This window comes from Paenibacillus sp. HGH0039, assembly GCF_000411255.1.
GTDB lineage: Bacteria > Bacillota > Bacilli > Paenibacillales > NBRC-103111 > Paenibacillus_F.
In genome coordinates this window covers 100,830-126,016 of the sequence record NZ_KE150412.1, presented here as the reverse complement: position 1 = coordinate 126,016, position 25,187 = coordinate 100,830, and the positions used below count along the sequence as shown (strand labels likewise).

Annotated in this window: 23 protein-coding genes and 1 pseudogene; 20 read left to right on the top strand and 4 right to left on the bottom strand. The window is 44.6% G+C overall.

Translation table 11 applies throughout. The features are described from left to right. Positions 1-162 precede the first annotated feature (162 nt). The 5 genes from HMPREF1207_RS00410 to HMPREF1207_RS00390 all read left to right on the top strand — a co-directional run bounded on the left by HMPREF1207_RS00410 (position 163) and on the right by HMPREF1207_RS00390 (position 5,885). Positions 163-1,152 (top strand): alpha/beta hydrolase, encoded by a 990-nt coding sequence (locus HMPREF1207_RS00410; RefSeq protein WP_016423346.1) that lies wholly within the window; start codon positions 163-165, stop codon positions 1,150-1,152. Positions 1,153-1,279: 127 nt separating this feature from the next. After that, on the top strand, positions 1,280-2,251 hold the full coding sequence (locus tag HMPREF1207_RS00405; RefSeq protein ID WP_009674459.1) for an alpha/beta hydrolase: 972 nt from the start codon (positions 1,280-1,282) through the stop codon (positions 2,249-2,251). 159 nt (positions 2,252-2,410) lie between these two features. Further along, positions 2,411-3,223: a (2Fe-2S)-binding protein gene (locus HMPREF1207_RS00400; protein ID WP_009674463.1), complete on the top strand. Its 813-nt coding sequence runs from the start codon at positions 2,411-2,413 to the stop codon at positions 3,221-3,223. A gap of 79 nt (positions 3,224-3,302) precedes the next feature. Beyond that, positions 3,303-5,270 (top strand): AraC family transcriptional regulator, encoded by a 1,968-nt coding sequence (locus tag HMPREF1207_RS00395; RefSeq protein WP_016423345.1) that lies wholly within the window; start codon positions 3,303-3,305, stop codon positions 5,268-5,270. Between the two features lie 231 nt (positions 5,271-5,501). Continuing rightward, complete coding sequence (locus HMPREF1207_RS00390) at positions 5,502-5,885, top strand: hypothetical protein (RefSeq protein WP_016423344.1); 384 nt, start codon at positions 5,502-5,504, stop codon at positions 5,883-5,885. A 68-nt stretch (positions 5,886-5,953) separates the two neighbouring features. On the opposite strand, the gene HMPREF1207_RS00385 is transcribed toward HMPREF1207_RS00390, so the two are convergent. Together HMPREF1207_RS00385 and HMPREF1207_RS00380 are read right to left on the bottom strand one after the other, a co-directional pair. Beyond that, complete coding sequence (locus tag HMPREF1207_RS00385) at positions 5,954-8,008, bottom strand: serine hydrolase domain-containing protein (RefSeq protein WP_009674466.1); 2,055 nt, start codon at positions 8,006-8,008, stop codon at positions 5,954-5,956. 245 nt (positions 8,009-8,253) lie between these two features. Further along, positions 8,254-9,615 (bottom strand): MFS transporter, encoded by a 1,362-nt coding sequence (locus HMPREF1207_RS00380; protein WP_009674451.1) that lies wholly within the window; start codon positions 9,613-9,615, stop codon positions 8,254-8,256. Positions 9,616-9,728: 113 nt separating this feature from the next. Here HMPREF1207_RS00380 and HMPREF1207_RS00375 point away from each other — a divergent pair, with 113 nt between their 5' ends. Then, positions 9,729-10,607: a LysR family transcriptional regulator gene (locus HMPREF1207_RS00375; protein WP_009674462.1), complete on the top strand. Its 879-nt coding sequence runs from the start codon at positions 9,729-9,731 to the stop codon at positions 10,605-10,607. Positions 10,608-10,712: 105 nt separating this feature from the next. Here HMPREF1207_RS00375 and HMPREF1207_RS00370 read toward each other — a convergent pair whose 3' ends face one another. Beyond that, a complete protein-coding gene (locus HMPREF1207_RS00370; RefSeq protein WP_009674454.1) occupies positions 10,713-12,200 on the bottom strand; it encodes a carbohydrate binding domain-containing protein in 1,488 nt (495 codons plus the stop codon). Between the two features lie 416 nt (positions 12,201-12,616). On the opposite strand from HMPREF1207_RS00370, the gene HMPREF1207_RS00365 reads away from it, so the two are divergent. The 13 genes and pseudogenes from HMPREF1207_RS00365 to HMPREF1207_RS30700 form a co-directional block, all read left to right on the top strand. Further along, positions 12,617-12,889 carry an LCI fold-containing protein gene (locus HMPREF1207_RS00365; protein ID WP_016423343.1) on the top strand — a complete coding sequence of 91 codons (273 nt, stop codon included), beginning with the start codon at positions 12,617-12,619 and terminating at the stop codon, positions 12,887-12,889. Positions 12,890-13,323: 434 nt separating this feature from the next. After that, positions 13,324-13,977, top strand: coding sequence for a M48 family metallopeptidase (locus HMPREF1207_RS00360; RefSeq protein WP_170318675.1), 654 nt, complete (start codon positions 13,324-13,326; stop codon positions 13,975-13,977). 143 nt (positions 13,978-14,120) lie between these two features. Then, entirely contained in the window at positions 14,121-14,405 is a 285-nt protein-coding gene (locus HMPREF1207_RS00355; protein ID WP_009674453.1) for an ArsR/SmtB family transcription factor, read from the top strand. 74 nt (positions 14,406-14,479) lie between these two features. Beyond that, positions 14,480-15,901, top strand: a complete 1,422-nt coding sequence (locus HMPREF1207_RS00350) for a hypothetical protein (RefSeq protein ID WP_009674449.1) — start codon at positions 14,480-14,482, stop codon at positions 15,899-15,901. Between the two features lie 308 nt (positions 15,902-16,209). Then, positions 16,210-16,692 (top strand): DUF2975 domain-containing protein, encoded by a 483-nt coding sequence (locus tag HMPREF1207_RS00345; protein WP_009674457.1) that lies wholly within the window; start codon positions 16,210-16,212, stop codon positions 16,690-16,692. A gap of 10 nt (positions 16,693-16,702) precedes the next feature. Further along, positions 16,703-16,924: a helix-turn-helix domain-containing protein gene (locus tag HMPREF1207_RS00340; RefSeq protein ID WP_009674461.1), complete on the top strand. Its 222-nt coding sequence runs from the start codon at positions 16,703-16,705 to the stop codon at positions 16,922-16,924. A 314-nt stretch (positions 16,925-17,238) separates the two neighbouring features. Continuing rightward, entirely contained in the window at positions 17,239-17,820 is a 582-nt protein-coding gene (locus HMPREF1207_RS00335) for a TetR/AcrR family transcriptional regulator (protein ID WP_016423342.1), read from the top strand. Positions 17,821-17,844: 24 nt separating this feature from the next. Beyond that, positions 17,845-19,047, top strand: coding sequence for an MFS transporter (locus HMPREF1207_RS00330; protein ID WP_009674450.1), 1,203 nt, complete (start codon positions 17,845-17,847; stop codon positions 19,045-19,047). Between the two features lie 552 nt (positions 19,048-19,599). Beyond that, entirely contained in the window at positions 19,600-20,622 is a 1,023-nt protein-coding gene (locus HMPREF1207_RS00325) for a hypothetical protein (protein ID WP_016423340.1), read from the top strand. A 53-nt stretch (positions 20,623-20,675) separates the two neighbouring features. Continuing rightward, positions 20,676-21,173 (top strand): MarR family winged helix-turn-helix transcriptional regulator, encoded by a 498-nt coding sequence (locus tag HMPREF1207_RS00320; RefSeq protein WP_009673201.1) that lies wholly within the window; start codon positions 20,676-20,678, stop codon positions 21,171-21,173. Between the two features lie 236 nt (positions 21,174-21,409). Continuing rightward, positions 21,410-21,937: a GNAT family N-acetyltransferase gene (locus tag HMPREF1207_RS00310; protein ID WP_009673202.1), complete on the top strand. Its 528-nt coding sequence runs from the start codon at positions 21,410-21,412 to the stop codon at positions 21,935-21,937. Between the two features lie 65 nt (positions 21,938-22,002). After that, positions 22,003-22,479, top strand: a complete 477-nt coding sequence (locus tag HMPREF1207_RS00305) for a GNAT family N-acetyltransferase (RefSeq protein ID WP_009673218.1) — start codon at positions 22,003-22,005, stop codon at positions 22,477-22,479. An 85-nt stretch (positions 22,480-22,564) separates the two neighbouring features. Beyond that, positions 22,565-22,806, top strand: a pseudogene (locus HMPREF1207_RS30700) (MFS transporter); the annotation flags it as partial. A 49-nt stretch (positions 22,807-22,855) separates the two neighbouring features. Here the strand turns inward: HMPREF1207_RS30700 and HMPREF1207_RS00300 are convergent. Next, positions 22,856-23,404, bottom strand: coding sequence for a chorismate pyruvate-lyase family protein (locus HMPREF1207_RS00300; RefSeq protein WP_009673195.1), 549 nt, complete (start codon positions 23,402-23,404; stop codon positions 22,856-22,858). Positions 23,405-23,716: 312 nt separating this feature from the next. Between HMPREF1207_RS00300 and HMPREF1207_RS00295 the strand changes: the two genes are divergently transcribed. Further along, positions 23,717-25,183: a glycosyltransferase family 2 protein gene (locus HMPREF1207_RS00295; protein WP_016423339.1), complete on the top strand. Its 1,467-nt coding sequence runs from the start codon at positions 23,717-23,719 to the stop codon at positions 25,181-25,183. The last annotated feature ends 4 nt before the right edge of the window (positions 25,184-25,187 follow it).

The window sequence follows — 25,187 nt, the reverse complement described above, 5'->3', positions numbered from 1 at the left end:
GCTACGTCGTCACATGCGAGCTTCCTTGCATGTGACGACGTAGCATTTTTTTCTTGTTCATCCTCCGTTCATATTGTCGACATAGGGAGTACATTTTCATCGTATAAGCTTGCCTTAACGGCCCGTTTAGGCAGCTCTATAAACAGATGAGGACAGGAGACGATGAGAGTGACACAAACAGAGGAAATGAAAATGAGGAATGGAACAAGAACTAATAAAGTGCGCACCATTTTGCTTAAAGTCATAGGAGCGATCCTTATAGCAATCGTGCTTTTGCTAGCTATTGTTTATACAGTTCATACAATCAGCACTCATTCGGAGCAAAAAAAATTAGAGCCCTATGGTCAGCACGTAGCGGTAGATGGGAAAAATATGAATGTTACCATTCAAGGACAAGGCGAAGAAACCGTCGTGCTCCTGCCTGGTTTTGGAACAGCAGCACCGGCTCTTGATTTTAAACCGCTAATAGAAGAGCTATCACCCTTTTACAAAGTCGTTGTGGTTGAGCCATTTGGTTATGGATTAAGTGATCTAACCGATAAGGAACGAAGCACAGAGAACATTGTGAGTGAAATTCATGAAGCGCTGCAGGTTCTTCATATTGAGCGTTATGTTCTAATGGGCCACTCTATTTCAGGGATTTACGGACTCGATTATGTAAACAAGTATCCAAACGAAGTGAGTGCATTTGTCGGGCTCGATAGCAGTGTTCCAACGCTAAGCGAGAAGAGGTTTTCATCTTCAGAAATAGAAACGGTTAAACTACTCAAAAAATCAGGTTTCTCCAGATTGCTAATGAAACCGGATACCGACGTATATGCTGAGCTACCCTATGATGATCAAACAATAGAACAAATCAGAATTCTTATGTACAAAAACATGGTTAATTCCAACCTATTAAATGAAATTGAACATATGTATTCTAATTTTACAAGGGCTGAAAATTCAACATTCCCCAAAAATCTTCCTGTTATTTTCTTTATCCAAGCGAATCATCCAGCAACGGATCGATGGATACCCGAGCACGAAAAGCAAATAAAAGATTCTGCACATGGAAAAGTGGTCCTACTGGAAGCAGGACATTATTTATATCGTTCCCATTCCAAAGAAATCGCAGAGAATTTTAGAGAATTTATGAAAGAAATAAAATAAGTCATCCAAATCTTGTTCATCCTCCGTTCATATTGTCGTCATAGGGAGTACATCTTCGTCGTGTAAGCTATCGGTAGTAACCCGTTTTGGCAGCCAGATAAACAGATAAAGATAGGAGAAGATGAGTATGGAACTAAAAGCAGAGGTAATAAAAAAGAGGATGAGTAAGCCGCTTCGAATGATACTTAAATCATTAGGAGCTATAGCTATATTAATCGTCCTTTTTCTAGCCATTGTTTTTATTGTTGATAAGGTCGCTAGTAAATCGGAACAAGGAAAAATAGAACCCTATGGTCAGTCTGTAACCGTCGATGGGAAAAAAATGAATGTTTTGATTCAAGGAAAAGGGCAAGAAACGGTAGTGCTTCTGCCTGGTTACGGAACAGCCGCACCAGCACTTGATTTTAAGCTGCTTATCGATGAATTATCGCCATACTACAAAGTTGTTGCAATCGATCCTTTCGGTTATGGATTAAGTGATAGAACCGAAAAAGAGCGAAGCACAGAGAATATTGTAAGCGAAATGCATGAAGCCTTACAGCAGCTTCATATAGACCGTTACACGCTAATGGGCCATTCCATTGCAGGCATTTACGGATTGGATTATGTGAACAAATATCCAAACGAGGTGAGTGCATTTGTCGGAATCGATAGCAGTGTACCCACACAACCGGGGATGGATGTTAAATTCCCATTAACCATGTTTAGATTTCTTAAGCAATCAGGCCTTCAAAGATTCATCGTGAATGTAGGTAGTGACCCATATGCATCCTTATTATTTGATGATAAAACAAAGGAACAAATGAAGATGATTATGAATAAAAACGCGAATAATAACACAATGTTAAATGAAATGAAAAATATTTCTTCTAACTTTAAGGGGGCTCAAAATTTAACATTCCCTAAAAATCTTCCCCTTCTTCTCTTTGTACAAGCGAATAATACAAGTGTAGAAGGATGGATACCTCTGCATGAAGGGCAAATAAAAGATTCTGTACATGGAAAAGTAATAACAATGGACGGATCCCATTATTTACACCATACCAAATTCAAAGAAATCGCTGAAAATTTTAGAGAATTTATGAAAGGAATAAAATAAACCCTCTAAAAAAGTCTCTAAACCCTAATAAACCGCCCTATGGGCAGGTTATTAGGGTTTGTTTACTTAACTTTATTGATAATCATTATCAGTCAAGGTATAATAAAACCGATTTCCATGTATTGTTAAGGGATAGAATGAGAGGTGCAGCGAAAAACGATGAACGAAGCCATGCTGGAGAAGCTAGAAAGTACCTTTAATGTAACGGCAAAAAAACAGGAAAATCCCGTGTTTAGTTGCCCTGCCGCTGACTTGACCGACGAGAATAAAGTAAAGCTGCTGCTGGATTTTTACACGCCTCTAGTAAAAGGGCTGGATCCATCGGTTGGTGAAGTCTATATGGCGGACTGGTTCCAAGGGCCGCTTCTCGGCCTCATTTATATGTTGTCCGCCTGGAATAAAACGCCTGATCTCACGTTGGATAATCTGACCGTTCAAATGTATACCGCTTCTTATAATGACCGCGAATATTATGCGATTAACTTTTTATTGACCAATCTTGAGCTTCATGACGGACCTGACGAACCGCTGGAACGCGCAAGCTGGACGGAAGAGAAGCTGAGCCGCTTTTTATCCCAGACCGTGCGGCCGGTTTTTGAGACGATTGCAAAAGCGGGCACCTTAAAGACGGGCATGCTGTGGAGCCAATTGCCGACCATGCTTGAGTACGGGTACGAAAGGCTGATGGAATCCGAAGAATGTGAGACTGTCATGCACCGGATGACAAGAAACTACGAGATTGTGAAATCATTGAACGGGGCTGTTTTTGGAAAAAGCAAAAATCCGCTCAACGTCAAATTTCGTATGACCCAATCAAAGGCCTCTCCCGATAAGCAAGTACGGTTGAAAGCAGCTTGCTGTCTGTATTATCTGGTTGATGGCGGCCATTACTGTTTTACTTGCCCTCGGGTCAAAGAAACTGAGCGTGACAAATGGCGTGAAGAATACAGAGAAGAGCAGAAAGCTAAATAAACGGCCCCCAAAGAACCATCTCCTTTCGACTCGGCGAAAGAAAATGGTTTTTTTGCGGACGGGAAAAGGAGTGGACCACTTGAAATTAGAGGATCACATGATGCTATGGAATCAGGTTTTTATAAAGATCATGGATGTTCGACATACAGCCATGGAGAAGGGAGAAGCGCTGCGAGCTTATCGGCTGCCTGTCAGCGCATTCCTCTATACGATACGTGGAAGTGCCCAGGTATGGCTGGACGGAAATGCCCACGTGGCCAAAGAGCCCTATATTTTTCATGGGGGGAAGGGTATGAATTTGACTATTTTGGCAAGCGATGAGCTGGAATATTATATGATCTTGTACAAACCGATTCTGCCTTTGCCTAATCGCCAGGAATTTGTGCACTTGATGGGAGAGGATAATCCTTTTCACTTTCAATATGCTTTTGCTCCAAGCCATCCTTTAGCTTTATTTGATAAGCTTGTACGGTTGGAGAAAGAGTGGGATCAGACCCATGCATTGGATAAGCTGCATGTCAAAGCGATTTTTTATCAATTCGTCTATGAACTGTTAAGGCAACTGGATCAACAAAGGATTAGACCCGTAAGGCCTAATCTGGCTTCACTGGCCGCTCATTACATACATGAGCATTACGCTGAGACGATTACGCTGGAATCGCTGGCCCAAGCGCTTGATTGCAGTGAAGGACATCTGTCCAGGCAGTTCAAGAGTGAGATGCAGAATAGTCCGATTCACTATCTAAATCAAGTGCGAATGAACAATGCTATACGGCTGCTGATGCGAACGGACGCAACTTTGCAGGAGATCGCGGAACAGGTTGGCTTTATGGATGCGCATTCCTTAAGCCGCAGCTTCAAAAAATATAAGGGGCTATCTCCTGCCCGCTTTAGGAAAAAGCATGCTCATGATTGGCAAGATCGGGAATTGCCATTATCTATGGATGGAATTGCCGTTCTGCAAACTAATAATCCTCTCTATAATGATATTGAAAATCATTATCAATACAAAACGGGGAGAGAGTTATTGATGCAAAGAAGAACGAAGATAGCGGTCATGGCCTTGGTAATGTGTATTTCTTTATTGGTGAGTGCGTGCGGGAATACGGCACATCCAAACGTTAATTCGCAAGGCTCGGCAAATAAGACGGAACAGTCTAATCAGCAAGCAGCGGCGACAGTAAAAACAAGAATAGTATCTACCCAGAAGGGAGATATAAAGATACCGGCTGAGCCTAAACGAGTGGCCTCCGATCAATATTTCGGCTATTTATTGAAACTGGGTATAGTACCGGTCGGAGTTAGAAGCATCATGCTCAACGAGGCGTGGATCAGTAAATCGGGCCTACCGGAAACCGTTATGGCCGGCATTGAAGATCTCGGCGATTTTCCGATGAATCCGGAGAAATTAACCTATCTGGAGCCGGATTTAATTATAAGCTCAATCGAAGAGAATATTGAGCTTTACGAGAAAATCGGAACTACCGTATTCTTGCCCTACTGGGAAGATAATTCAACTGCAGGACCCATAGATAAATTCCGCAGAATTAGTAAAATATTCGGCAAGGAACAGGCAGCGGAGGAATGGATAGCTGAATACGAGCAGAAAGTAGCGGATGCCAAAAAGAAAATCGCCGGTATCATCAAAGAAGGGGAGACCGTTTCGATCGTGCAATTCGGGTGGAACGGGCTGTATGTTCTGGCAGCGGAAGGCGGTAATTATGGCAGTTCAACGATCTATCAAATGCTGCGGCTGCCTCCTACGAAACAAGCTCTCCAAATGAAAGATGGATTTGCGAAGGTTTCTCTTGAAGTGCTTCCCGACTATTTAGGTGATCATGTGTTTGTCTACGGCGCAGAAGACAAAGGGGCGGAGAAAATCTTAAACAGTCCGGTATGGAAAGGTGTTCCTGCCGTTAAAAAAGGCCAGGTGTACTATTACGGTTCCTCCGGAGAGAAACAAGATGAGTTTGTAATGGAGGATCCATATTCGCTGGAGCTTCAACTGGACAAGGTTGTGAAGGTTTTATTGGCTGGGCATAAGTAGAAGCTTACTAAACAACTTTCAAAAGCCGGAAAAGCGGGAGCAAGTCCAATGGATTTGTTCCCGCTTTTTAAATCAAAACGATTGTCTTTATTGTATAATTTGCTAGTAATTAAAATATATGGATGGTCTAATGGTTTCATGCTATAATCTTCTAAACAGGAAAATTATGGGTTTTAGGCTGAGTATTCTGCTCAGGATGAACCCGTTTTTTCCAAAAAGGAGATGGATAAAATGAAAAGAAGATTTAGTATGATTTTAATATTTTTGACCCTTTTATTGTCCATATCTTCAACGGCAGCGGCAAGTGGCGAAGAGGAAGTGTATAGTTACCGATTTACATTTCAAGGACCGCTGTGGACTTTTAACTATAATCTGAATGCTTATTATTCGGGGAACGGCAGCACCCCTAGCTTGAAGGCAGCATTATTTAAAGTACATTCATGGGGAGAAGAAGACCTGGACAGAGAGGAGCGCTTCTTTCCTCTTTATTACTCCCCCCGCTCATTTGCTGCAAGCGCGCAATTTCTTCCTTTAGTCACCGGGAGTGAATACGTAGTTCGGGTGTACTCTACAGCCCCAAGGTCAGATTGGAGTGTATCCATTACTCCATTCTAAATCCTGTAGAAACCTGTGTCAGAGGTCGAGTCAAGCCCGCGTAAATCGCGGGCTTTTTCTTGTCAGATCTAGTTATTTTTCAGATCAATTTTAAATACATCCCCCGCGTTGCCGCCAAAAACGATCATCCCGCCTTCAGGCAGTACTACCGAATGCATGCCGCTTACCTTTGAGAAGTTCACGACCGTTCCCTCCGCGTCATAAACGGCGAATCCCCCGCTTGCCGGAGCTTTAACGGTTAACACTCGATTGGCTGATTTTTTATCAATTTTATACCAGACGGCCTTTCCATCAGAAGGTATGCTGCGAATTTCGGAGTTTCCTTGGGAAAAGGGCTGAATCGCATCTTCACGGATATAGACCTGTCCATGGGTTGACAGATACTCCTTATGGTTCTTTTGATAGAAATTCAAGTCAAAAACATCTCTGCCGGTAATAACCGGAATAGCGGCTGCATTCACTGTTTTATTCTCGCTAACAATTTTAGTGCCTGATGCGTATCCATGACCGGTATCAACGGATATTTTGATGGTCACACCCGCTTGGTTGATATAGCGGACGGAAGTTATCTTTTCATCCACTGCGTAGTAGTTTTTCCCGTTTCGATGTTCCCACACCGTTTTAGTCGTCTGATCGAGCGGGTTAGGGTCTAATTTTTGAAAATCATAGGTTACGATGACGATTTGACCTACGCCGGGAAAATTCAAATAAGTGTTAAGCTTTAAATAGGTTTTTCCGTTTTTCGCTAGGTCAAAGCTCAGGGTCACATTCCCGTCGTTGTTTTTGAATTGTCCGCTGCCCGTATACACATATTTTTGAGCCGGTATGACTTCGCCCAACAGAGCGGGCAAATCAATCTCTCCGTTCTTGATCTCCAAATTTGCCGTTTTACCTACGGAACCGTATAATCCGGAATAAGCCTGCATATCCGAAGGCATATCCACTTTCACGGGCGGTTGAAATGTCTTCTCAGGCAAAATCTCTTTAATGATGCCTTTGGCTTTTGCATATTCCAATAAAACATTCGATGCGAAAGCGGTATTGTGGATAGAAGTCCCTCCCGACGAAAGCACGGCGATGGAAATATCATGTTCGGGCAGGGAAATCAAGACAGCGTGATACGATTGCGTATCACCGCCTTTGGATAATGCCGTTATTCCATAATCATCAAAGGGCGCTAAACGGACGGCATCCCAGCCAAGACCATAATTAATGGTGTTGTTCTCTTCGGGGACCCATACGCCGTTCAGATACTCATGACTTTGCATGGCCTTGACCGACTTTTCGGATAAAATATCAGTTCGGTTGCCGATCAGGACTTCACCGAACTTGCTTAGTTCCTCGGCTGTGGAGTAAAGGCCACCTGTTCCGAGGACATTGACATTTTCGACGGGTAAAGCTTGATCCACCGCGGGATTATAGATTTTTGCGAGCCTGTTTCTGTCAAAGGAATCAAGTGGTGTTTTAGTTGAGGTTAATTGAAGTGGTTTGCTTACATGAGTTTCGAGGAATCTGCTGTAGCTTAACCCGCTCACGCGTTCAACCAAGAGTTCAAGCAGTTGGAAGCCGTCATTGCAATACACCGAAAATTCACCCGGGTTTGCTTTTAAGTGTTCTGATTTTAACTTTTCCAGTAATTCATCATGATTTCTCGTATCCTTGTCATCGAACATCGTACCGTTGCCATAGTGGCTGCCGTAAAGTCCCGATGAATGATTCATTAGCATGCGCGGTGTAATCTTTTTGTATCGTTCATCCGCCATTTTAAATTCCTTGATATAGGTGGTCAGCGGTTTATCGAGTTCAATTTTCTTAGAATCGGCTAACATCATCGCTGCAGCGGTAACATACATCTTACTTACCGAGCCGATGCCAAACATGGTGTTTTGGGTGATCGGCTGCTTGTTAGCTTTGTCGGACACACCGGCGCTGTCGGATAAAACAAGGGATCCGTGATCTCTAATTGCATACTGTATCCCGCTTGCGCCATAACCGGACACGATCTTCGACGCAAGCTCTTTGGCTTTTTCTTTTACAGGATCATGATTCGTTTGAGCAAAAACAGAGGTGGCCGGAATAGTTAGCAGCATAGCGGTTATGAATACCGAAACCATTTTTTTCATGAATAAATCCTCCTTGTAGGTATTACTAGATTTTACTAGCTAAATTGATCATACAAGGGAGAAGACTTTTTTATAAAAAAATCATCCTGAAACGAAAAAAACAATCCCTAAACAACATTTTGTTTAAGGATTGTTCGTTATCGAGAAGTTTTTTTATCACGGAGTTCACAATAAGTTTCTCGATATAGCCCGAATCGGTCATATTTTTTTGTTAAAAGTATTTTACATTAGGAAAGAAATCTTTTTTAGCGGCGCCGCCGGCTCATGAATATCAAAGACAATGCAATTACCGTGAGGATAATCCCAAGCGTTCGAAATCCCTCGAAGCTGAAATTACCTCCCATGACTGTGCCAATCAACAGAGAAGAGAGAATGGTTCCGAGGTATCTGGATGTGTTAAATAATCCGGATGCTACACCGATTATTTCTTTCGGTGAACTTTGGAACAAGGCCGCTTGCATCCCGACATTGTTTAACCCGTTGCTAATGCCGAATGCGGCCAAAGCCAAACACACGCTGATAACCGGTGAAGTTGGATTCAATGTCACGAGCCACACTGACCCGAATGTCATTAAGATTGCGGACAGGAACAATGCCGGTCTGGGCCCTGATTTATCAATCCATCGACCTCCCAATGGAGAAGCAGCGAGCGAACACACGCCTAAACTTAACATAAGAATCCCTATATGGAATTCGCTTACATGACGCACCGTTTGCAAGTAGGACGGAAGCCCGAAGAAGAGCGAGTAATAAAGTACGTTAACGAGCATGAATTCGACATTGACCCAAGTCATCGCAGGATATCTGGCGAATATGCGCAAAGGAATAAAGGGTGACGTCGTTTTTAGCTCGTGTCGTATGAAAGCCAAAAGCAGAATGAGGCCTGTCAGCCCGACAATACCATTTCCTACTGTGATAGGTCCGGATGATTTGACCGAGAGTAGTCCAACGAGCAGGGCAACCAGTCCCACTGTGAACAGCAGAATCCCTGACGCATCAATCAAATGCAACCATTTACGAAAGGACATGCCCCGTGTAACGGATGCTGGCGGTTCGTCCTTAGGAATCGTCCTCCAAGCCAATAGAAAGCCAGCGACCGCAAACGGAATATTGACGAAGAAGATAGCGGGCCAATCCCACAAATGAATCAAGATTCCGCCAATAAAGGGGCCAATGGCTGCCGCTCCCGATAGGAATATGGACAAAACAGACAGCGCACTCGCTTGATTCTCCGTAATAGACATGCGAATGATGGCCATTCCAACCCCAACCATCATGCTTGTTCCGACAGATTGCACAATGCGGAACCCGATAAGCCACCCGAAGTTGGATGATAATGGAGCTGCCATGGATGCAAAGAAGGCTACAATAAGCCCGGTAAGAAATATCTTCCTGCGACCGAATAGATCGCTGGCCTTTCCCATGACAGGTTGAGCGACAGCACTTGCAATGTAGAAAGAAAAAATAATCCAGGAAACACGTGTAAAGTCAAGTTGGAACACATTTTGCAGATTTGGAATAGCAACAGATACCATCGAAGAATTTAGCGGGTTGAGCAGGATCCCCAGTCCAACGGAAATCATCAACCACCAGCTGCGGGCATTCATTAGTGGAGTCCCCCTAAAGTATTTTAATGATAGCCTACTTGAAACGAGGTATTTACTCCAACGCATTTCATGTTATGATTTCATAGACTTGAAGGAATATATGGGGGTAGGAAATGGAACTTCTTCAATTGCACTATTTTCTTGCGGTAGCTCGGTTGGAACATATGACCGAAGCTGCACGAAGTCTGCACGTTACTCAATCGTCGCTGAGCAAAACGATTCAACGTCTGGAAGAGGATCTGGGGGTCCCTCTATTCGATCGAACAGGCAGGAAACTGCGATTGAATGAATTCGGAAGCAGATTTCTTCGTCGTACGGAAAGGGCTTTGTTTGAATTGAAACAGGGGAAGCAGGAGATGAGGGATCTATCCGGCCTGGAACCTAGCACACTCGAATTGGCGGTGACCACCGCAAGCACGCTGCCTCCTATTCTTCGAGAGTTTCGGAAAAAAATGCCCGATATCCAATTTCATGTCCAAATGCTTGCCACGCAGGAAATGGTAACGCTTCTTCATAGGGGAGAGGTCGACTTCTGCTTGTCTTCACCTCCGATAGAAGGGGAAGATATTGAATGTCAAATCGTGTGCATAGACCCGATCCTTGTAGCTATCCCGAAGGGGCATCGGCTGGCCGACCGAAGCAGCGTATCCTTGACAGAACTAAGGGATGAATGGTTTGTCGGTGTAAAGCGAGGCTACGGTACTCGCGATTTAGTGGATTCTGTATGCAACTCGGTTGGATTTGCGCCTAAATATGTGTATGAGGGAGATGAACCCGCAAGGTTAAGCGCTCTGGTGGAAGCCGAAATTGGCATAGCCTTCCTACCAAGCACGGCACGGAATTCGCGGGAAAATATCCACTATCTCCAAGTAGAGGACCACGAGCTAGTAAGGGAGATCGCTTTAATAGGGCACAAGAGCCGTTACATTTCGCGGGCTGCTTTGGAATTCCGTAAGGTCGTTGTAGACTATTTCGGGACGAACCCAAAATAGATAAGTTCAAAACGGAGTTGAAGAAGAGTAAGGTGATTCGGGGAGCGGGTATCAAAGAAACAGGGCACTCTTTAGTAGAGTGCCCGTCGCTTCTTAGGGGATTGCCTAATAATGATTCACCGCTTTAACCGGCAGAGAATAATAGGCGTTTCCTTTTTGTTTGCCGTAACTGTGCACCGCGACGCCGCCAAAACCGGCATGTCCGTCGTAATGAGCTTTTATTGCGGCCAGTGCGCGATCCAGATCATCCAAACCTTCTTCATAAAATGTCACGCTGTCCCCGCCGGCCGTTACGGGATCGATCGTTTCAAGTCCCACCGTAATTTTTTTGCCAACTTGTGCCGCGTAGTCAATTTCGCTCTGGGCATCCCGGACGGCTTGCCATTGACCATCGGAATACCGGTCCGTATAGTCCATAAGTCCAACCCAATCCAGCCGGTCGATTAAATGCTTATAAAACCCTTTATCGACGCTGTTGTACGTAACCGTGTATTCCGGACCGTCATACCATCTCGGAATATCTTGGGCGTAAGTCATACCGGTTCCGCTCATAAGTGCCTTGGCTTTATCGATATAGGCAAGAGCTTGCTCCATGACAAGGGCTTTATTGTCGTTCCATAGTGTTTTGTTACGGTAAACTTCGATATCTTGATGTACACCGTCGAATTTTTCGTTCGATGCCGCACTTCCGTTGAAGGTAATGACATCGGTTATTCTTTCCAGCCCTACCGAATGCTTATCTGTCAATCCCCAATCTATCTCCCCGCTTACCGCTTCCACCCTTATCCCTTTGGCATGCGCTTGAGAGATAAATTGCTTAAGCTGCGAATTATATGTGGTCAAATGAGTTTTGTTTATGGCAAGAAGAAGAACGTTAACCCCTTTGTCTTGAGCGAATTGGAACAGGGTCGAACGTTCCGCTGAATCCTCCAGCACGGAAGTCGTTTCCTGCCAAACCCACATGGCTTTGACGTCCTTATTTATCGCTTGGACCCCGCTTCTGGCTTTAAGACTAAGATCGTCCAGAAAGGCGTTTGCCCCGCTGTCGGCATTTTTATATATGTATACCTGGAGTTTGGCGGTCCCTGGAACGGTCGTAAAAGCGGTCGATTTAAATTCATACAGCGTTTGATTAAATCTCAAAGTGTTCTTGGCCAGTACATTGTTATTTGCATCTAAACAATCTACACCGACAATGGCCGTATCCGTACCGGCGCTAACGCTGCCGTGTCCGGACAAGACATAGGTCGTTCCCGACGGAATACCGGGAATGATTTGTCCCGCGCCCCCTTCACCGGAAGCGATCCGTGCCGCTTTCGCTCCCGCAAATGCCGGAGAAGTGACGCTGGAGGTATTTCCCCAGTTGGTCCAGCTTGCCAAGTTGTCTTCAAATCCCGGATTGGCGATCAGATTATCGCCCAGATTCAAAGCAGCCGCGCCCGAATCGGTACGATCTGTCGATCCGCTAATGATCTCAGGATTCAGCAGCAAATCGTTACCCGCCGCATATCCATGAGAAGGCAATCCCGAGAGGCCAAATAAGAGGGAAAATGCCATACCAAGCGACAAAGGTGCGTGCACAAACTTTTTCATCAGCATGTCTCCTTTTTATCATAGATTGGTTTAAATACTCATTTATGGTAACATGCCTCGATTTAATAGTACATATAAGCCGGTTTTTAGACTGTTAATAGACATGGAACGTGAAGAATGAACACATAAAACGATTTGTATCCTTTTTATGGTAATTTGATTACTTTACATAGCAACCTGATGACGATCATTTATACAGATATTGTTAAATATATATATAAATGTTAATTTTAATTCGAGATCGGAGTACTCATTCTCAAATTGAAAGCAGAGGAGGATGCCAAAAAATTTAACCTATTCATTTAACAAGTATCTTGTCTATATCCGGGCCGCTTTAGTTTTGCTGCCAATCAAGCGTGGCGGGCATTGTTTGTAAAAATGAATAAATAATTCGGTTATGAAAGGATGTAAAAATTATGATGAAGAAAATTTTAATCAACTCGGCACTTTCGTTATCTCTGTTGCTCTCCGCTGCACCGGCTTTTGCCGCAGTAGACACTTCAACTCCTACTACTTGTAACGATACGATCCAGGACAGATATCTAAAAAATCGGACAGGAATTTTTTCGGATCATTTCACGGAGAACGGGACTACATGGTACATTAAGGGAATTACTTCCGAGCATGTTTCGAATGATGGCGGATACGTTGTGTATACGGCTCATTATCAGGCACATGTTTGCGGCTGATGTCTTTATCCCCGCAGATCGCTCGTAACATGTAAATCCGGCAAGAACAAACGTTCAGGAAATAACCTTTACGAGAACAGTTCGGTCAATTATGACCGGGCTGTTTTATTTTAAATACGCTTACCCGGTATACTCATAACCGAAAAACAGCGTGGGTGAGCTGTATGAATAACGTGCGTATTCCAGTCCTTCCGCTAGGATTCGGATGCCCAATGCGATTTTCAGAAGAACAAAGTGAAGCATAGCTGCATAAAGTTTAAATCACCGTGTGATCGATCATTAAAAGGGTAGCCATAAACTAAAATCTGAGATACCATTTGGAGAGGAGTATCCCCAGCATGCGGATTCCGAAGCTGTCCGGGGTTAAACAAGATTCGGTGACCGCTGCTTACGTAGGGTTGCTCCCAATAAAACGAACAGAAATGATGTTGATGATGAAAATCGTACTCGGCCAACAACAAATAGAAGTTCACGTGGAATACGGTCCGCGCAAAAAGCTCTCGCTCCAAATCGATCCTTCGGGTCTCGTCACGGTGAAGGCGCCGAATCATACGGCTGATGATGTGGTGATGAACGCGGTAAGGCAGCATGGGAATAAAATTCTGAAGCAATTGCAAGCGATTGAGGCTGCTCGCGCGCCTCGGAAGTTCAGGGAATACGAAGAGGAAGGCAAGTTCCTTCATCTGGGCCGATATTATCCGCTTCATGAGTTAATCGAGACAAACGGACGTACGGAACAAGAGCTTCAAGATGATCTGAAGAAGTTTTACTTCGCGAGCTGTAAGAAGGTGATCGGGGAGCGCATAAAAATCTATCAGAAGCAGCTGAAAGTCACGCCCAAATCCTTCATCATCGAGGAGTCCCGAACGAAGTGGGGGAGCTGTAACTCGGCTAAGCATCTTACCTTCAATTACCGTCTGGCAATGGCGCCCGTTGACGTTATTGATTACGTGGTCATACACGAGCTTTGTCATCTCTTGCATATGAATCATGATCGATCCTTCTGGCGGCGCGTCGGAAGCGTGATGAAGGATTACAAAGCGAAGGAAGCGTTCCTCGCTAGGTACGGACACGCCATGACATTGTAACGAAAAGATACATGCTTTCGGATGACAAAGGTATGCCGGTCCAGTTGCAGACTACACTTAAAGGAAATGTTGACAAAGGAAACTTCAATCCTTTAATATATCGGTAAATATAGAAATATCGAATAAGACGAGGATGGCAACCCATGAATAATGTGCAATCACATCATGAAGCGGTAAAAATATTCAAAGCACTGGGGGAACCAACCCGGTTAAATATTGTAAAGCTTTTAAACAAGCATAAAGAATTAAGCTGTACCGAGATTGGAGATCATCTGCATTTTAAAGGCTCCACTCTTTCGCATCATCTGAAACAGCTCGTCGACTGCGGGGTATTAAGGCTGTCGCGTAAGGAAGGGACCTATCATTTTTATCAAATCAATCAAGATACATTAAAGCGTCATGTTGTGCTGGGGGGAGATCTGGATTAATTTTTTGTTTTATATTTCGATAGATGTAAATGTATTAAATTAATGAAGCACTTGCCTGAAAGGAGATGCTGAGATTGAATCATAACAATCGTCTGATTATAGGAAACAAAAGTATTGTTTTAGGAAATGAGCTGAATATTGAATCCCTGGTTGTCCAGTCGCCTGTCAGTACCCTCGTGCAGCTTGATAATGGAGCCGTGGATTGGAATCTTTCAGCAGGCGTATACCGCGCCAAAGATATCGTAAGAGAATTGGACACATTATTGGAGGCCGTACTTGTTCAGCTTGGAACGGCGGCTGACGCGGAGGCGTTGCTGTATAATCTCCAGGCTAATCTGGCGATTTCCGGGAGAGAGTCGGATTTGCCGCTCGAACAGCTGGCTCTTGAGACTGAGCCTGGAATCGAGTTGACCCGGCAGGCACAACGTATCGGAGAAGAAATATCTCGCTGGGCGCGTGAGTTCAACTCCGAAAAATGGGCATCCAAAGCCAATGGAAACTCCACCCTTGATCAGTTGCATTTCAGAAGCCGCTGCGATAACCATCTATGGACACAACAGGTTGCTAGTATGTTAATGGGCCCTGCGGGCGGTCCTGATGTCATGCAGATGTTCAATGAATACCTGCACCAACTCATCCTGTTAAGGGACGCGCTCCTGCCTTTCGAGAATTGGGAAGAAGTGCCGATCGAAATACCGGATGACAGCAGTCGGGGCAAAGGCCTGAGATTTGTCGAGCGAGGCCGGGAGGAGTTTTTCTACAAGCTTCTAAGCAAAAAGATGTCTCATAAGACGATCGTACAATTTGCCCAAAACGTGCTAAGTCCGGAGCTATCCACGGTAGGATACGGCTTTCAATACCAGCTCGGCACCATACTTCCGGCAAGTCTCAGTTCTGGGCAGTTGACCGCTTCCCGTTATTTACTTCGCTGGTACCCTGTACTACCAGTCATGGCTGGTAATGACAATAAGCCCGCATCCATAGCTTTTGACTATGAATACAGTGATTATTTTGCCGCACCACGCAGTCAGACAGCCGGTGGCATCAAGAGCACTGGATTGCAGCTACCTGATCAGGGGTTGAAGAATATAGTCGAAGCTCGGATTGTTCCATCGGGCGACAAAGAGCGGGTCGTGCTACATTACAAGTTGGCTATCCACTCTGTTGAGTATACAGTGGATCTCGGCCAGGCCTTTAGAGGCCACAGGTTTATGTATCACCCGGTGGAGCAATCCGGGTCTACTACAGAGCGTACAGAGACACCAACTGAGATCAGCACTCACGATGTCTGTGACATCCTGAACCTGCACGGTCTGGTAACAAACGAGTCAGGTATACATTTTATTTCAGCCGATGGCAACCCACTTGTGCTATGGGCGCTATTAGGTAAGCTATATCCGGAGAACGTTGTTTTTCTTGGGAGTGTCTGTGAGCAAGAGCTTCAGAACGCTCATCGTTCGGGTAAAGGATTTGGTGCGAAATTTCTGATCGGCTAATCAGGAAGCGTCCACTCCAATATTGATGGCGGTCTAGCGAATTTTGGAATTGCTGAGCAAAATTAATGGCCGCTTTTAATGGGATTGCCATTGCGATCCAGAGCCGGTGTAGGCTGATCCGGTCATAAATCGAATAGTGCATCGTTATAAAGCATTTCTTTGCCAAGAGAAATGCTTTTTATTTTTGCGTAAAATTAAGAAGAGTATACAAAACAATCAAGAAATATTTTAAATCAATCAAAATATATTGAATTGCGATAAATTTAATGTTAAATTCAGAATGACAATAACTTTAAGTGAGGTGCATTATGGAACGAGGAACAACACTCTTTTTAAAAATAGCTCTTATTCTTATCGGAGTCCCGGTTCTTGCTATGTGTATTTTTTTGGTGCCCGGAATTGCAAATTTTGCAGCGGAATTATATCCGGAACATAGTTACTTGAAATATCTCCTATGGATTGACTTGTATGCAACGGCGCTACCCTTTTACTTTGCCCTGTATCAGGCTTTCAAACTTTTAAGCTACATTGACAAGAACAAAGCTTTCTCGGAGTTATCCGTACAGGCATTGAAAATTATAAAAACGTGTGCCCTCATTTTCGGGGGTTTGTATGTCGCAGGCATGCCGCTTTTCTATCTTATGGCGGAGAAAGACGACGCTCCGGGTTTCATTGTTATCGGAATGGTCCTGATATTCGCTTCCATGGTGGTCGCCGTTTTCGCTGCGGTTCTCCAAAAGCTTTTAAAAGAGGCAATCGATATAAAATCAGAAAACGATTTGACGGTCTGAGGTGAATAACATGGCGATTATAATCAATATTGACGTGATGTTGGCTAAAAGAAAAATGAGCGTAACGGAACTTTCGGAGAGGGTTGGAATCACGATGGCTAACCTATCCATATTGAAGAACGGGAAGGCAAAAGCGGTTCGCTTATCGACTTTAGAGGCGATTTGCAAGGCGCTGGATTGTCAGCCCGGAGATATTTTAGAATACAAAATGGACGAAGACGCTCAAGGGTAGAATAAACATTCGACCGTATAATAACCGCCCGGAGTAGGATTGGAGCCGGTAGGCAGCGCTCTTCCGGACTTCCTTAACAGAAATGAGGCGCTCCATGTTCTCGGCCTCGCACAAATAAGTATTAAACCTGTCGACACGACAGGTTTTTTTGTGTAGAAATATTTGCAGCAAAATAATTTTCAACGTCAGCCAGAAGGAACTTAAAGAATGAGTTCTATGTGTCCTTTTGTATCAAAAGCAACTTACATTTGCATGAAAAATTTATATTTGATAAAATAACTGACGAACGTTCGTTAATTATCGAGGTGATACTATTGAAAAGTAAAGAGATTAAAGATATCGCTTTAAAATTTTTCACAATTCATGGGTATGAGGGAGCATCTCTATCTCAAATTGCCGAGAATGTCGGGATGAAAAAACAGTCTCTCTATGCTCATTTCAAAGGGAAAGATGATCTGTTTCTACAAGTTTTACAAGATGCCAAAGAGACGGAAATTTCTTCGAAACTAGACTATTTGAGTAAGGTGGATACCCAAAACCCCAAAGCGGATTTATTGGGATATTTGCAATTGGTCATTGATTTGTTTCAACAGAGCGAGCAGTTAAAGTTTTGGCTGCGTATGTCTTTTTTTCCACCTCTCCATCTTGCAACAGCGATTAATGAAGAAGTTTTCGATACGGAACAAAAGATTCAAACCGTATTGGAAAACAAATTTCAAGCTTGGATCGATGCCAAAGCTATCACGGAGGATACAGCCTTCATCCCGACTCTTGCCTTCTTAGGGATAGTGGATTCGATCATGCTCGAGCTTGCATATGGTAATAATGAAAAACGTTTAAACGATAAACTAAATGCCTCATGGACCGTATTTTGGAGAGGGATTTCACAGCTATGATGGTACAGAAAGAGGTATTGCTTCATGAAGAAACCATTGAAAGAACAAAAAACAGTCTTACTCATTCTATTAAGTAATATATTCATCGTTTTTCTAGGAATCGGACTTATCATCCCTGTTATGCCATCCTTTATGAATATGATGCATTTATCAGGTCAAACGATGGGTTATCTAATAGCGGCATTTTCGATCGCACAATTACTCATGTCTCCCCTGGCAGGACGATGGATTGACTGTTATGGCAGAAAAAACATGATCTTAATCGGCTTATTTCTCTTCAGTGTATCCGAGGTGATCTTTGGTTTAGGTACCCATGTATCCGTTCTTTATCTATCCAGAATTCTAGGAGGCATCAGTGGTGCATTTATTATGCCGGCTGTAACTGCCTTTGTTGCAGATGTTACCTCGGTAGAGGAAAGGCCAAAAGCGATGGGCTATATATCTGCCGCCATTAGTATCGGTTTTATTATCGGCCCGGGTATCGGAGGTTTTATTGCTGAGCTGGGTGTGCGCGCCCCATTCTACTTTGCTGCCGGCTTCGCATTAATCACCTGTATTTCATCCCTGTTTATTTTAAAAGAGCCGCTAACCAAACAGCAGCTTTTGGAAATCACTCAGCTTAAAAAAGATACCAACTTTGTAATGGATCTCAAACGATCCCTTCATCCACTATACATGATTGCCTTTATTATTGTGTTTGTACTGGCCTTTGGTTTATCGGCATATGAAACTGTATTTAGTCTGTATTCTGATCATAAATTCGGTTTCACTCCGGGAAATATTGCTACCATTATCACAATCAGCTCAATCTTCGGGGTTGTAGTTCAGGTCTTTATGTTTGGTAAAATGGTAGATAAACTCGGTGAAAAGAAACTTATCCAGATTTGCTTAATTTCTGGCGTAGTATTAGCGGTAGCATCTACGATGGTCTCCAGCTATTTAGCCATTTTGCTAATAACTTGCTTCATCTTTCTCGCATTTGATTTGCTGCGACCGGCATTAACGACCTATTTATCAAAAACTGCCGAAAAAGAACAAGGATTTATCGCCGGAATGAACTCAACCTATACAAGCCTGGGCAATATCTTCGGGCCCGCGTTAGGCGGTATCTTATTTGATGTAAACATCAACTATCCGTATCTCTTTGCTGCAGTCATTATGTTTATTGGTCTTGTCATTACGATGATGTGGAAAGAAAAACAATCCGTCAGCAGCTTGATACAATAAGATAAAAGCTTCGGTTTCCGTGACAACGGCGAAATTTGCGAAAACGAGTCAATCATCGTATTGCGACTCTGATTTTCTGCTGATCTTGTAAACTATTTAGTTAATTTTTTGAAAGGATGCCGACACATCGGCTTCTTTTAGATGCAAATGAAGTCGCGGTAATCGCGGCTTTTTGTGTTTTAACGATACAGGATATCGGATTGATCCCAACAAGAACTCCTATAAAATTCCGTAAGCATAAATTTTCAACCCTACTTTAAGGGTACCTGGAGTCGGTAATTAATGTCATTAAAGATTTATGGGCTAAAATACATGGCGACCAGACAATCAGTGGAACCATTCCGCGTAGCGGTCATGAGTACGGAAGCCATCTTCTTCATGAATCATTCCTCCGCGGCATTTCTATGGATTCTACTGACTGAACTAATCCTATGTGGAAAATACCCGGTTGACTACCTGCGTTCACACGCATATACTTAGGTTACCTATATAATTGATTACCTAATATATAAACGTCCTACTTAGGATGAAAACGAAAGGAGGTCGTCCATTATGCGCATGCGTGGAGTGACCTATGACACGGGATTTCTAAGTGAGGGAACCAGCACACACCCCGATTTCGATGCGACGAGAGTGAAGAGGGAGATGGAGATTATACGGCATGATCTGCACTGCACGGCCGTACGAGTAACGGGCGGCGAGCCCGTTCGCCTGGAGATCGCTTCACAAGCGGCTGCGGCAGCGGGCCTTGAGGTATGGTTCTCGCCGTTCACAAACGATCTGGACCAAGATGAGCTGCTCGACTTGCTCGCAGACTGTGCAGAACGCGCCGAACGCCTCCGGCTTACGGGGGCGAAGGTGGTCATGGTGACGGGTGCCGAACTCATGCTCTTTACCCGAGGTTTCCTTCCGGGCGAGACTTTGTCGGAGCGCCTCGCGGCATTGTCCGAACAGGCGGTTAGCCGGTCCGCGTTCGCCAAATTACCGGCTCTGCTCAACGGCTTTTTGACACGTGGCGTAGACGTCGTGCGAGCCCGATTCGGGGGTCCCGTTACGTACGCTGCCCTGCCCAGCGAACCTGTGAACTGGGAACCTTTCGACTTCAGCGCTGTCGACGCCTACAACTCTGCCGAGGTTGCTCATCTTTATGCGGATTCAATCAAGAAGCTGGCCGGCTCAAACAAACCTCTGGTGATCTCCGAGTTCGGATGCACAACCTTCAAGGGTGCGACCGATCTGGGGGCACGTGGAATGTTCATCGTAGAGTGGGACGGTGCGCAGGCAGTTGGGCTGAAAGGCAGCTACGAGCGTGACGAGTCCGAACAAAGCCAGTATTTTAACAACAGTGTCGACATTTTCGAAGAATCCGGAGTCGACACGGCCTTCTGGTGCACCTTTGCTAGCCACAACTTGCCGTACGATGAAGATCCCGATCGTGATTTTGATCGAGCCTCATACGGGATTGTCCGGGTGCTGCCAGAAACCTGCGGCATGACTTACCCCGACATGCCTTGGGAGCCCAAGGAAGTCTTTCACACTATCGCAGCGCGATATAAAGACGCAATGAAATCATAGAACAATCGTATCTTTGCATCTCACATGTTATTCATATTAGGGGAGTGAACGGATTGACGGATGAGCGGAAGCAAACCGCAGAGCAGTTAATGGAATCGTATTTCCAAGCGCAGGTCGGCGGAAATATGATGCAGAATCGCGCGGTACACAATCAAAAGCCGGGCGAAATAATGGTTCTCTATTTCATTAGTATGCATGTCGAAGATGAAAGTCCGGGAATGAAAGTTTCGGAAATCAGCGGAAAACTGAATGTCACTTCGCCAACGGTAACCCAGCATATCAACAGTTTGGAAGGACAGGAACTTGTCGAGCGTCACGCCGACCCCGCCGATCGGCGGGTTGTCAGAATCCGGCTTTCGGATAAAGGCAAAAAGTATATCCAACACATTAATGAAGCCCGCCTCAATATGTTCGTCGGTCTCGTTCAGCATCTAGGGGAGGAAAAAAGCCTGCTCTTTGCCGAGCTGCTGAGAAATGCTTCGGATTATATGCTTAAACAGCAGGAATTTTATATCCGGAGCTTACTTGCGGATGACAATGACGCGAAATGAGTAAGCAGGAAAAGCCCGGTCATTTGACCGGGCTTTTCCGATGCTTCCCAAAGGATGCGGATCCCTTTCTCAATATCTTGCTCATCGGTCCGAATAATGCTTTAAATACCGGTGCCGTACTATGCGTGGCGATTGCACGGCGATTCGCATCGAAATATTTTCAACGTCAGCTTTTATTCGCAGAGACATTTAAGTAATATGAAGTAAAACGCAGAAATGCAATAGGGGGGAAGAGTATGGTTTCAATCATTCAGATGAAACTCGAAGATTCGTTTAAAATACGCGATATAGACCGTTCCGAAACCATAGAACTTATCTATACATGCAAAAATGAAGTTCTGGAGGAAATAAAAACAGGTCATGAATGCTCTAACTGGAAAGAAGACGATTATAACGCTGTCATTTCAAGGTATGAGTATGAGCTAAAAAACGGCGGTACAGCTTTCGGAGCATACGACGGGGATACATTAGTCGGGTTCGGTGTCCTGGCTAATAAGTTTAGAGGCAAAGAGAATGACCGGCTTCAGATAGACCTTATGTATGTTACCCGGGATTACCGGAGACAAGGAATAGGCAGCCGAATAATGGATGAGTTAAGTAAAGCGGCCATTGAAAAAGGCGCGAAGTACTTATACATCTCCTCTACAGAAACAGAATCCGCTGTAAATTTTTACACAAGCTGCGGTTCGGCCGTTACGTCGGAAGTCGATGAGGAGCTGTTTGAAAAAGAGCCGGACGATATTCATATGATTAAACGACTTTAAGATCAGCCAAACGAGAATAAACCTATTTTGATGAACAAACCAAGTAATGAAGGGAGAAACTCTATATGATTACTCTCAGAAAAATCACATTGGAAAACCGACGTGCCATATTTAACTTGGAAGTTTCAGAAGAACAACGCCGCTTCGTAGCGTCCAATCTGTCAAGCATGGCTTCTTGTTATGTCCTTGCAACCAATGGGGGACATCCATTTCCGTTTGCTATTTATGAAGATGAGCAGCCTGTCGGTTTTGTTATGCTGACTTATGGAATCACCGGATACGAGCTCCCGTCAATTGCAGATGACAGCTATTGTATCTTACGACTAATGATTGACAAGCACAATCAGAACCGGGGCTACGGCCGAGAAGCCATGACCAAAATCTTGGAATATATCCGAACCTTTCCGGCCGGGCCAGCACGTTACTGCTGGATTCCTTATGGAACTGATAACTTCGCTGCCAAAAAGCTCTATGAAAGCTTCGGTTTCCGTGACAACGGTGAAATTTGTGAAAACGAGCCCATCACCGTACTGCAGCTCTGATTTGCTACCCCCATGATCGGAGCCGGGTACAACCGGAGAGCAGCTGTGTGGAACAATGAGCTGACGAAAGTAGGTTTTTAACAGTATAACTTCCGTTATTTTCTTTGCAACCGCCATGCTCCGTCCAGCTCTCAATACAAGATTATCGAAGATGGCAGGGAACGAACAGGATATGTGGCCGGTATGAATAATGCCTATATGAGTTTGGGCAATATCATAGGGCCCATTCAAGCCGGATTCTTATTTGAAATGAATATGTTCGCTCCCTTCATAGCGGGCTGTTGTATCCTGTTTATTGCTTTTTTGATGACCCTAAAATTCAAGTGAAAATGTTCTGCCTATAAGATCTCCAAAAGCGATTTGCGTGAGTTTGGAATTATGGTTTGCTGGAGGCAATGCGGGAAGCGGAACGGACAATGGCGTCCAGGTCAAAATATTCGATCAGGTAGAACCAGCACGAATCTCCTCCCATGATTTTATATTTTTTCATAAGGTAAGCGGAAGCGGTCAGGGAATAGGGTGCGAATGCTTCCATGCCGCTTCTGTGTTCGATTCCTGTCTCCGTTATTTCCCTTCGTGTCGGATATTCAGCCAGCAGTTTGCCGAGCGGAAACTGCCGGTTATCAAGCTGCCTGGCCAAATCTGCCGGGAGTGTCAGCAGGTTCGCATACACGATATTATAAGACAACACACGGCCGGGCAATGTTAGGCTCGATAGGCGTCTGATGAACTGTCCGTTGGCCGGAAAAGCTTGCCGGACGTCTTCAGGAACAGATTCCGAAACTGTCCGTTCATGTTCATACACATGAATGTTCACTTGATTACGGACGATAATCTCGATCGTTCGTGTTGTCGATCCGTCCGTTTGCAGCAGAAGATCGGATATGAGGAGCTGATCCTGTTCGTTGTCCGCGTAAATTGTCATAATGCCTCCTTTAATCTTTGTTTCTTACTCTTGATTATATATATAATGGTTAATTATTCAATTAATTAGCAGTAAGATAGAATGATTGGAAATAATTCCGAAAACATGATTCATTTTCTCTACAAATTTATTGACCCCTGTATGGTTATAAAAGTCGAATTATATACTTAAAAAATATCATATTTGCTTGAAAATAACATTTTTTTCTCTATACTTGTAGGTAATAAGGAAGGAGGAGGGATAAAGGATCAGGCATCCGTGGGGCTGAATAAAATTCAAGGTTTTCATTTATTACTGCGATAGGAGATGAAAATGACATATAAGGTTTCATTTGTTATTCCGACGTACAACTCGGGTAGCTTTATGGCCGAGGGATTGCGGTATCTCGCGGCCCAGCGTAATGAGAGCCGGACAGAGTTCGAAGTCATCGTCGTAGACGACGGATCTACGGACGATACGGCGGAACTAGTTGAAGCGGCGCGGGAAAGTCTGGATCGTCTGACTTATCTGTATATCCCCCGCGATGAAAATTCCAGCCGATCCCGTGCCCGCAATCGAGGGATTTGTGCGGCGACCGGTGATCTCTTATGTTTTCTGGATGCCGGAATAATCGTACCGCCTGACTATCTGGACACGGTTATCGACCGGTTCCGGGAGCGGCCGGATCTGGTGCTTTTGCACATGGTACTCGGGCTTAATGCGGACCCTGAGCGTGACGATACAACCGTTGTCCATAAGATGTCCCCGCTCAATCTGCGAGAGGAGGCTTCGAAACTGTCCGTGTCACCGGTATGGCAGGACAGCCGGTATCAGGCGCTCAGGATGCTCCGAGACAATCTGGATCTGCTTGCCGCGCCTTGGGAGATGGGACTGGGGGGCGCCATGAGCGTGTCTGCTTCGCGTGTTCATGAGGCGGGAGGGTATGACGAGAATTTTAGAGGCTGGGGCTCGGAGGATATTGATTTCGCTTACCGGCTTTACAGAGCGGGATGTTCTTTCCGTTCGGAGAGGTACGCCTTTGTGCTGCATCTGCCGCATCCCATCGTCAGATCCGAAGACCGAATGGAAAACGATTTTCGCAACAAACGCTGTATTCACCGCAAACTGTGGCAGCTGGAAACGGAGGCTTACCCGCACTATCAAGGGATGTTTTACTCCGCTTTTCTTGAAAAGCTGCTGTACATCGATTTATCCCTGTTAATGAAAAAATTTACGGCCCCCTTTATTCAACACCTGTATAACGAGCACATTCGAGGCGCATCCACTTCCTTATTGCTTGGAGTAAGCGAACAGAACTTGGCCAGGCAGTTGAACCCCACTCATATCTACCTTTGGAATCACCGATTGGAGGGTATGTTCCAATCTTCTCTCTCACAAGAAATCCATTGCCAGCTCGGCTGTGATACCCCTTACGAAAACAGTTTTTTCGACGTAGCGTTAATAACCGATTTTATTCTTTTGTTTCCGACTTATATGATGCAACAAATTATAACGGAACTTCTAAGAACCGCCAGTAAAATCGTGTATGTGTATGATTCTGATTTCGAGAACGAATATCCCGTCCAACCGGCCGGCCCTATGTCGATAAGCATGCCGGTCGTTTCACCGCATCTTACCCCGCGCTTCCGAACGGAGCTTGCCTTGAGCCCGCGTAAGTTAATGATGGAGCGCATCCAGGTGAGTGCCAGGAGTGAGCTGATCACGCTGCTGAATAGAGGCGATAGGAAAATTGTTCTGGAGCCGCTGTGCGCATCCGGTCATCCGATTACAGCCGATTAAGGAG